1 protein-coding gene is annotated in these 439 nt (G+C 44.4%); it reads left to right on the top strand.

The features are described 5' to 3' along the window. The coding region (locus tag FC98_RS13870; protein WP_235803654.1) for a DNA topoisomerase at nucleotides 1–439 on the top strand (439 nt) is incomplete at both ends.

The raw sequence follows: 439 nt of genomic DNA, 5'->3' as shown, positions 1-439 counted from the left end.
AACGCGGCTATTTAGTTACTGAAAAGAACAAGCTCCACGTCAGTGAAGCGGGGATTACTTTATGTAAAGCGGTTGAACTCGAACCCTTGTTAACTAGCCCAGAGATGACAGCAAAATGGGAGCAAGCGTTACAACAAATCAGTACCGAAGAACGCACCCCGGATAACTTTTTGAACCAAATCAAAAAGTTCGTGGCAAAGTTGATCGCTGATGTTCCCACGCAATTGACTGGCAGTGCAGCCATTAAGCAACAAATCGATCACCAACAGCAAGCGCAAAAAGCCGCCGAAGTTTTCTTAGAAACACCGCAAGCGACCGTTTTAAATAAACAGAAGTTTTACATTGTGAAGCCCAAGCAAGGTGAAGATTTTACCTTACCTAAGAAATGGAGTAGCAAGACGCTCGGGAAGACCGCAATTAAAGCGTTAGTTACCAAGGG

The sequence above is a fragment of the Lentilactobacillus kisonensis DSM 19906 = JCM 15041 genome (assembly GCF_001434135.1).
Lineage (GTDB): Bacteria > Bacillota > Bacilli > Lactobacillales > Lactobacillaceae > Lentilactobacillus > Lentilactobacillus kisonensis.
The sequence above is the reverse complement of the archived record's forward strand: the minus strand, read 5'-3'. Positions and strand labels throughout refer to the sequence as shown.